Genomic DNA, 8,024 nt, shown 5'->3' with positions numbered 1-8,024 from the left:
AGTGTGTCGGATCGTTAACGTGGCATAAGCCACGCCCTATCCGAAGGCGATTCATCACCCACCTACTCATTGGGCTATGCCCTGCACGTTCCTTGAGGTGGGTGTCTTCTCTCCTAAAAAGATAAAGTCTTACTCCCTTAAAATAATAGGATAAATGGTTCAACACATAGAGTAGCAATTTTCTCTACATTTCTAGCTTATGAAGCTAAACCAAACAATTTATGAATAAACTGTTTTTGATTTTGAACAGACTTGTCCAGTAAAACAAGTTGTCCTTTTTTCATCATATGCATGGCTTCCACACCACTCAATATAGAATTTGCTGTTTTAAATGACTTGAATCCTAACATAGAGCGAACTCGCCTTTTCATAAACCGGTGATCTTGTTCCACTATATTATCAAGATACTTTACTTGTTTAATTTGGATTCCTTCTGGCATCTTTTTTTCTTCTTTTAACTCCTCAATTGCTACTGGATAAGCTGGATTCTTATCCACCGTAATGACACGAGAAATGGACACATGCGAAAAAGCCAAGACCTTTTTGAAAAAACGCTTGGCTGATTGGGTATTTCTATTTTTACTTAAGTAAAAATCAATCGTGTTTCCTTCTGAATCGACTGCACGGTATAAATACATCCATTTCCCTTTTACCTTAATATAGGTTTCATCGACTCTCCATGAATTATTTGTTGCTTTAAGATGATGTCGTACTTTCTCCTCTAATTGAGGTTCATATTGATGAACCCAGTGCATAATCGTTTTGTGAGCAATGGATAAACCTCTTTCTTCCATCATTTTCACTAGGTTCCAAGAGCTCAAATTGTACCGTAGATACTACCTTACTGTTAATAAGACGAGTTCAGACTGATAATGCTTCCATTTGAACAAATTTTCCTTTTCCATACTGGTCACGCACCTTTTCTAGAGTAGTACTATTAGTATGTCCTAATTCAAGAGATTTTTTGAACCAGAACCAGATACATTGTCCTCTATCACAAACTAGTTATATATTCATGTTATTTTTCAAGCACCTGTGTCACGGTTATGGAAAATGAGTGTATATCTTTCATTTGTATATATATGAAAAGAAAAGGCCAAAACTGCCCCTTTCTTTTACGCACTATTTTTAATTGTTTCCAGCGTCGTTTTATCTGTCGCTTTAACAAGCTTCATCAATAATTCTTTTGCCGCCGCATAATCATCAACATGTAAAATTGAAGCGTGTGTATGAATATAACGAGCACAAACACCGATTACTGCTGATGGAATACCGGAGTTGCTTGTATGTACACGTCCTGCATCTGTACCACCTTGTGAAATAAAATATTGATACGGAATATTATGTGTTTCTGCTGTATCTAAAATAAATTCACGCATCCCGCGATGTGTTACCATTGTGCGGTCATAAATACGAAGAAGCGCCCCTTTTCCTAATTGTCCGAACTGCTCTTTATCACCAGATGCATCATTCGCTGGACTTGCATCAAGCGCATAGAAAATATCCGGCTGAATCATATTCGCAGCTGTTTGTGCACCACGAAGTCCTACTTCTTCTTGAACAGTTGCACCAGAATATAATATATTTGGCAAAGTTTCATCCTTTAATTCTTTTAATAATTCAATTGCCAAACCACAACCATAACGGTTGTCCCAAGCTTTCGCCATAATTTTCTTCTCATTTGCCATCGGTGTAAACGGACAAATTGGAACAATTTGTTGCCCTGGTTTCACACCGATTTCAAGTGCTTCTTCATAGCTGTCAGCACCAATATCAATTAACATATTCTTAATATCCATTGGTTTTGCACGCTGCGCGTCACTTAATAAATGCGGTGGAATAGAACCAATTACCCCAACAATAGGACCATTTTTTGTCATAATCTGTACACGCTGAGCTAGTAATACTTGACTCCACCAACCACCTAATGTTTGAAAACGAATCATCCCGTTTTCCGTAATTTGTGTTACCATGAAGCCAACTTCATCCATATGACCTGCTACCAGTACACGAGGACCACTCTCGTCTCCTTTTTTCAGACCAAATATACTGCCTAAACCATCCTGCACAATCTCATCTGCATATTTGCTTAATTCTTGCTTCATAAAGCGACGTACATCATGCTCAAATCCTGATGCTCCTTGTAGTTCTGTTAATGTACGAAATAGCTCTAATGTCTCTTTATTCATGAAGTTCCCTTCTTTCAACCCTTAGTAGAATACCTTATTCATTGTAACGAAATTTTCAAAATGTTTCTAGTTTCTTCTTTTTTCATTAGAATTGAATTATAATTATCATTGATACACTATTTTATAGAATTGAGGTGAGTATATGAACTGGAAAGGTTTAATAGCTGGTCTTGGCGTTGGTTTTGCAGCTGGTTATCTTGTTGCAAATAAAGTTCAAGAACAGTCCCATATCTCTTCCGAAAAAGCATTGAAAATGGTGAAGCAAGCATTACGTCATAAAGGTGAAGTTACTGGCTCTTGGGTACATATGGTTCCGGAGACGTTTGAAAAATATGATGTCGCATACGAAGTGTATCGCGGTGGTCTCACAACCATTTTAAACGATATACAAGAACGATTTGAATTTTTAGTAGATGCGAAAACAGGTACAATTTTAGAAGTCACTGCTGCTTAAGTATGTGATGAAATTTTATCATTTTTTCATGATAAAAAAGAGAGGATCCGATGAAAAGACTTTGTCCCCCCTCTCTTTTCTACTCTATTTATGCTTCAATACTCTCCTTTCTTTCTAACTTTTGAACAATTTTTCCTTCTTCATCCCATTTCACAGCGCGATAATAGGCATCATGATAGAAAGTAAACCAAGCATTTCTCTCCGTTCCATACTTCATCCATTTTTGTTTCTGTTCAATCGACGTCATCGGATAATCATCATACGCCATGACCCAAAGGACATTTTGATGCGCGTGAGTTGGTAATAAATCCGCTAAATGAAGCATCATCTCTCCCATACTTTCTAAGACAATGACAGCATGACCATCACTATGTCCGCCAGTGTGAATCATTTGTATCTCACTTGTAATTTGGATTTTTTCTTTAAAAGTAACGACTTGCCTTGCGATGGGCTCCCAATTTTCCTTCCAATATGTATTTCTCGATCTTATATTTGGATTTCTCATTTCATTCCATTCTATATCTGAAACATAAATTTTAGCGTTTGGAAACATTGAAACAAGCTGTCCGTTTTCCCACTTTGTCAGCCCAGATGCATGGTCAAAATGAAGGTGCGTCATTAAAATATAATGAATATCTTCCGGATACAGCCCGGTACTTACTAACGATTCATGAACAGATGACTCTTCTGTTACCCCTTGATTTCGCTTCATTTTTTCACTCATTTTTTCGTTTCCAATTCCTGAATCAATCAGAACATTCCCTTCTTTCGTTTGCACAAGTAACGGATCTGTTCGTAAATAAATTTGATTTGCTTCATTATAATCATATTTGCGAGACCAAAGCACTTTCGGGACGACTCCAAACATTGCCCCGCCATCTAAATGAGTATTTCCGCCACGCAACCACGTTACTTTTATATTTCCAATTCGTAAAACTTCCATTGCACTGCCTCCTTTTCTAATATCATTTTAACACAAAATTCAGACTTTTTTATTCTAAAAAAACCTGTGCTTTACTGCACAGGCTCCGTACGATATTTTGCTTCTACTCGATAAATACGATGACCTTTACTAGAGAACTTTTCTTCATACTCTGTCATAATATTTCCTTCAAAGTCACTATTATGAAGGTCGAGACTTAAGAATGTAAATACCATCCCATATTCAGCCATACTCATAAGAGAGTATTCGAATAGAGCTTGGTTATCTGTTTTAAAGTGAATTTCTCCATCTTTTACTAACACTTCTTCATAATTACGTAAAAATGTTTTATATGTTAAACGGCGCTTTGCATGCCGTTTCTTCGGCCATGGATCGGAGAAATTTAAATATACTCGGTCAATTTCACCTTTTGTAAAGAAAACTGTTAAATCTTCTGCATCCTTATTAATTAACTTTAAATTTGGTAATTCTTTTTCAATTAACTTATCAAGAGCATCTACAATGACACTCGTAAACTTTTCAATTCCGATGTAGTTAATATCCGGGTTTGCTTTTGCCATTTCATAAACAAAACGTCCGCGTCCTGTCCCTACTTCAATATGAATAGGATGATCATTTCCAAAAAGTTCTTTCCAGTTGCCGCGATGTTCCTCAGGGTTTCCAATTACAAATTGTGAATATTCTTTAATGCGATCCATTGCATACGGTTTATGTCTTAAACGCATAGATGTTTCCCTCTCTTTATTAGACTATTTTTTCCTTCTTTCTTTTCTCAGTAGACTGTCAAATAAAAAACCAAGTACGTACGAGCACTCGGTCCGTTTCTTTCAAGTATAAGATGTGCCATTTTGACAAAAACTATATAGAGCATAAACGAAACAGTGCTTTCTTTAATTTGTTCAAATAAGAACAACAATCGAAAGGATGGTCCGATCATGCCGATTAATCAACAGCATCAGTTAGAAATTTTAAAAGATATTTTAATCAATCATCAAAATGATTGCTGCGGAACAGTTGCAGAGTGTGAACAGTTAGAACGTCTCATTCAATCATTGCTTGCAAATGACAACATCAGCGCAGATGCAAAAGCAATATTAAACGATGTATATTATTATAGTCAATCGGGTAAATATTCTTCTGATTTGGACAATCATATTTCCAATAATCAAGCACAACTTACTGAGTGGATTGCTGGAATGGACAATTTTTCTTAACTCTTTACTATTCAGCAAGTAGTTGCTGTAAATATTGATGCCAATATTCAGCTTCTGCTTGCTGCTTTTTTGCTATATGCCATTGAATAGATAAAATAGTTTGTGCTACTACATACCACTTCATACGTCGAAGTAACGAATCCGTCTTTTCAATGCCGTAGTAGGCTAACCATTCATCCCATTGTTCGCGCGGCACATACCAATATAATAGCATGCCAAGATCGAGAGCAGGATCTGCAATAACAGCCCCATCCCAATCAATTAAGAATAACTCATCTTCATCCGATAATAGCCAATTATTATGATTCACATCACAATGACATACGACAAACTCATCGTATTCAATATCATATAATGAGGCTTTCAAATATTGAAGCCCCGCTTTAATTGTTTGGCTTTCCTTTATATCTCCTCTTAAAACAAAATACAATTGCTGCAATAACTCCTGCGCATGAAGCGGCTGTTTCCCAAGCCGTTGGATCATCTGCACAAGCGCTTTGGAGGAATGTATTTTCTTTAAAAGTTTTGCAACACGTTCCAATTTCATATCCTCTGGCTCTAACTTTTTCCCTGATAGCCACTTTTGAGCTGAAATTACATCACCATTCGTTATCCTTCTTGTCCAAAGTAATTTTGGAACAATTCCCTCTGCTGATAATACCGCTAAAAAGGGCGATGTATTCCGCTTTAAAAACAGCTTTTGTTGTCCATTTTGTGCAATATACGCATCGCCTGTTACTCCACCAGCCGGTATAAGACTCCACTCTTTTCCTAATAATTGTTCCAACCATTCCATATCCATTACCCGTTAACAAATCCTTATCTTTTATAATTATGAAAAGAAAATCCGCAACATCTTAACATGTCGTGGATTCATATATTGTACTGTAGTTGAATGCAAGAAAAAGAAAACTTGGCATGAGCCAAGATACGGACAAACCGTTTATTCTTTTACTTTATTTTACAAAACCTATATAAGAATGACAACTTATTCAAATCGTCACCTTTGTCAATTCTACATTTATTACATTCTCATCGTCAAGTAGCGATTTGTCACATTTTCACCAATATATACGTGCTAATAGGTGCCATTTGCAGTTCCCTTCCTTCAAATGAAGAAATTGCTTGTGCTTTTGCTTCATTCTCGTTTGCAAATACGTGCCATGTTTCTTGTTTTGGGAGTATAACTGTTTCTATTTGTAGACCATTATGAAATAAAACGATAATTTCTTTCCATGGTCCAAATGATTCTACTTTTTGTAAATGATAAGCAATGACAGAAGAAGGTGTTGGAAAGAATTTCATATGCTTTTGAATTAAGTCGGCTGATTGAAAACGAAATGCACCATGTTCTTTCCTGATTGCGATTAATCCTTTTATATAATCAACAGTCACCAATTCTTTCTCTTTTTGAGTCCAATCCATTTGATTAATCTCATCCGGAGCATTATAACTGTTTTCATTCCCTTTTTTGGAACGATAAAATTCTTGCCCTGCGTGTAAAAACGGAATCCCTTGTGAGAAAAGAACCATCGCTGTCGCTAAACGATGACGACGCTTTAAAATCACTTCCGCTTCTTGATTACTGCGTACGAGTTTATCCCACATCGTCATATTATCATGACATTCCACATAGTTTACACTTTGAGTCGGTTCCAAAAAAAGACCTTGTTCTTTTACACTGGACAAACTCCCTTGTAGTACATATTGCAAGTCACTTTCTCCTACTTGTCCTCCAAATGCAAAACCTCTTTTCCTTACGTCAAAAGTGCTCCCTTTTATCCAATCACGAAATTGATCATTAAATTGTGCAATATGCGGAAGTTTACTAGCATTACGTAACATCGCTTTTTCTTCTGCTGCAAGCGGTGTTTCTAAATCCCAACCCTCTCCTAACAAGATTGCATCTTGTTTCTTTTTTCGCACTTCCTGTTCAATTTGATTCATCGTTTCTACATCTAAAATTCCCATTAAATCAAAACGAAACCCGTCAACATTATATTCAGTTAACCAATATAAAACAGAATCTACAATAAATTTCCTCATCATTTTCCGCTCAGATGCTAAGTCATTTCCAACTCCAGTTCCATTTGACGGCATTCCATTTTTATCGTGTCGAAAATAATAACCTGGTACAAGCTTTTCAAACGATGATGTTTCTCTTTTATATACATGATTGTATACAACATCAATAATTACGCGAATCCCATGCTTATGAAATGTTTCAATTAATTGTTTACACTCTAACATGCGATTATATGGATCAGACGGATTTGTTGCATACACTCCTGTCGGAACATTGTAATACAGAGGATTATATCCCCAATTATATGCAGCAAAGGGAGTCATCTCATCTACACCTGCAAAATGATGTAATGGCAATATTTCAACATGCGTAACACCTAAATCTTTCACATGAGCTAAAGCCGTTAGCGTTCCATGTTTCCCTTTTGTATTTTCTTCCATAAGCCCTTTATACATCCCTTTTCTCTTTACACCACTATTTGGATGCATAGTCATATCGCGAATATGCATTTCATACAGTATGGCATCTACAGAAGAAGGGAACTTAGGCAATGTATATTTTGTGACAGAGACTTTTTCCATATTGATAACAATTCCATATTGTCCATTTTCCGATACCGACTTTGCATATGGATCCACCGCTTCATTCCATACTAAGTTAATACAAACGAGAAATGTATACTGCGCTCCTTCCAAGTCTTCTTGGAGAATACAAGACCAAACTCCCTTATCTCCTCGTTTCATTTCATAATCTGTATACTCTTCATTCTCTCTATAAATTCGAACCTTAGCAAATCTCGCTGTTGGAGCCCATACTTTAAAAACCGTTTCTTCCTTTTTATAATTTGCTCCTAAATCTGTACCTTCGTAAAAATATGTTTCATCAAAAGCAGCTGTGCGAATCACAGCTCCAATTTGCAAATCCGTTTCTATATCCCGTTCATCCCGCACTGTATAATATTTCCCTACATCTAATACCTCCTCTGTATAACATTCATATTTCGTTGCATTAGGAAGTAAGGTCGTTTTAACAATGGAGAGTTCTCTCATTTCATTTTCTTCCTTTAAGGAAAAAGTCTGGCTTGTTCCATATGTGTAGGGGAGTAAAATTGTAATCTTATTCATTTCATCTAAATACGCTTCAAACGGACGTGCTACTCTCAACATAAAAAATCACCATCATTCTCCAAATTAAAGAT

At 36.4% G+C, this 8,024-nt stretch carries 7 protein-coding genes and 1 pseudogene; 2 read left to right on the top strand and 6 right to left on the bottom strand.

Annotated elements, in window-relative coordinates:
* Positions 1–197: 197 nt before the first annotated feature.
* Positions 198–905: pseudogene (locus tag MR059_RS17670) on the bottom strand (IS6 family transposase).
* Between the two features lie 210 nt (positions 906–1,115).
* Positions 1,116–2,189 carry a M42 family metallopeptidase gene (locus tag MR059_RS17665; protein WP_012095818.1) on the bottom strand — a complete coding sequence of 358 codons (1,074 nt, stop codon included), beginning with the start codon at positions 2,187–2,189 and terminating at the stop codon, positions 1,116–1,118.
* Positions 2,190–2,331: 142 nt separating this feature from the next.
* Between MR059_RS17665 and MR059_RS17660 the strand changes: the two genes are divergently transcribed.
* Positions 2,332–2,643 (top strand): PepSY domain-containing protein, encoded by a 312-nt coding sequence (locus MR059_RS17660; protein WP_012095819.1) that lies wholly within the window; start codon positions 2,332–2,334, stop codon positions 2,641–2,643.
* 88 nt (positions 2,644–2,731) lie between these two features.
* On the opposite strand, the gene MR059_RS17655 is transcribed toward MR059_RS17660, so the two are convergent.
* Positions 2,732–3,586, bottom strand: coding sequence for a YtnP family quorum-quenching lactonase (locus MR059_RS17655; RefSeq protein WP_012095820.1), 855 nt, complete (start codon positions 3,584–3,586; stop codon positions 2,732–2,734).
* Positions 3,587–3,657: 71 nt separating this feature from the next.
* On the bottom strand, positions 3,658–4,311 hold the full coding sequence (trmB, locus tag MR059_RS17650) for a tRNA (guanosine(46)-N7)-methyltransferase TrmB (RefSeq protein WP_012095821.1): 654 nt from the start codon (positions 4,309–4,311) through the stop codon (positions 3,658–3,660).
* A gap of 210 nt (positions 4,312–4,521) precedes the next feature.
* Between trmB and MR059_RS17645 the strand changes: the two genes are divergently transcribed.
* On the top strand, positions 4,522–4,800 hold the full coding sequence (locus tag MR059_RS17645) for a YtzH-like family protein (protein ID WP_012095822.1): 279 nt from the start codon (positions 4,522–4,524) through the stop codon (positions 4,798–4,800).
* Positions 4,801–4,807: 7 nt separating this feature from the next.
* On the opposite strand, the gene MR059_RS17640 is transcribed toward MR059_RS17645, so the two are convergent.
* A complete protein-coding gene (locus tag MR059_RS17640; protein ID WP_041810077.1) occupies positions 4,808–5,602 on the bottom strand; it encodes a phosphotransferase family protein in 795 nt (264 codons plus the stop codon).
* A 251-nt stretch (positions 5,603–5,853) separates the two neighbouring features.
* Positions 5,854–7,992 carry a type I pullulanase gene (pulA, locus tag MR059_RS17635; protein WP_012095824.1) on the bottom strand — a complete coding sequence of 713 codons (2,139 nt, stop codon included), beginning with the start codon at positions 7,990–7,992 and terminating at the stop codon, positions 5,854–5,856.
* Positions 7,993–8,024: the final 32 nt, after the last annotated feature.

It is taken from the genome of Bacillus cereus group sp. BfR-BA-01522, assembly GCF_022662635.1.
Lineage (GTDB): Bacteria > Bacillota > Bacilli > Bacillales > Bacillaceae_G > Bacillus_A > Bacillus_A cytotoxicus.
Note: the sequence above shows the minus strand (reverse complement) of the source record. Positions and strands in the feature narration are given on the sequence as shown.

Coding starts and splice junctions, on each gene's coding strand:
- MR059_RS17665 (WP_012095818.1), bottom strand. CDS start 2,189: ATGAATAAAGAGACATTAGAGCTATTTCGTACATTAACAGAACTACAA.
- MR059_RS17660 (WP_012095819.1), top strand. CDS start 2,332: ATGAACTGGAAAGGTTTAATAGCTGGTCTTGGCGTTGGTTTTGCAGCT.
- MR059_RS17655 (WP_012095820.1), bottom strand. CDS start 3,586: ATGGAAGTTTTACGAATTGGAAATATAAAAGTAACGTGGTTGCGTGGC.
- trmB (WP_012095821.1), bottom strand. CDS start 4,311: ATGCGTTTAAGACATAAACCGTATGCAATGGATCGCATTAAAGAATAT.
- MR059_RS17645 (WP_012095822.1), top strand. CDS start 4,522: ATGCCGATTAATCAACAGCATCAGTTAGAAATTTTAAAAGATATTTTA.
- MR059_RS17640 (WP_041810077.1), bottom strand. CDS start 5,602: ATGGATATGGAATGGTTGGAACAATTATTAGGAAAAGAGTGGAGTCTT.
- pulA (WP_012095824.1), bottom strand. CDS start 7,992: ATGTTGAGAGTAGCACGTCCGTTTGAAGCGTATTTAGATGAAATGAAT.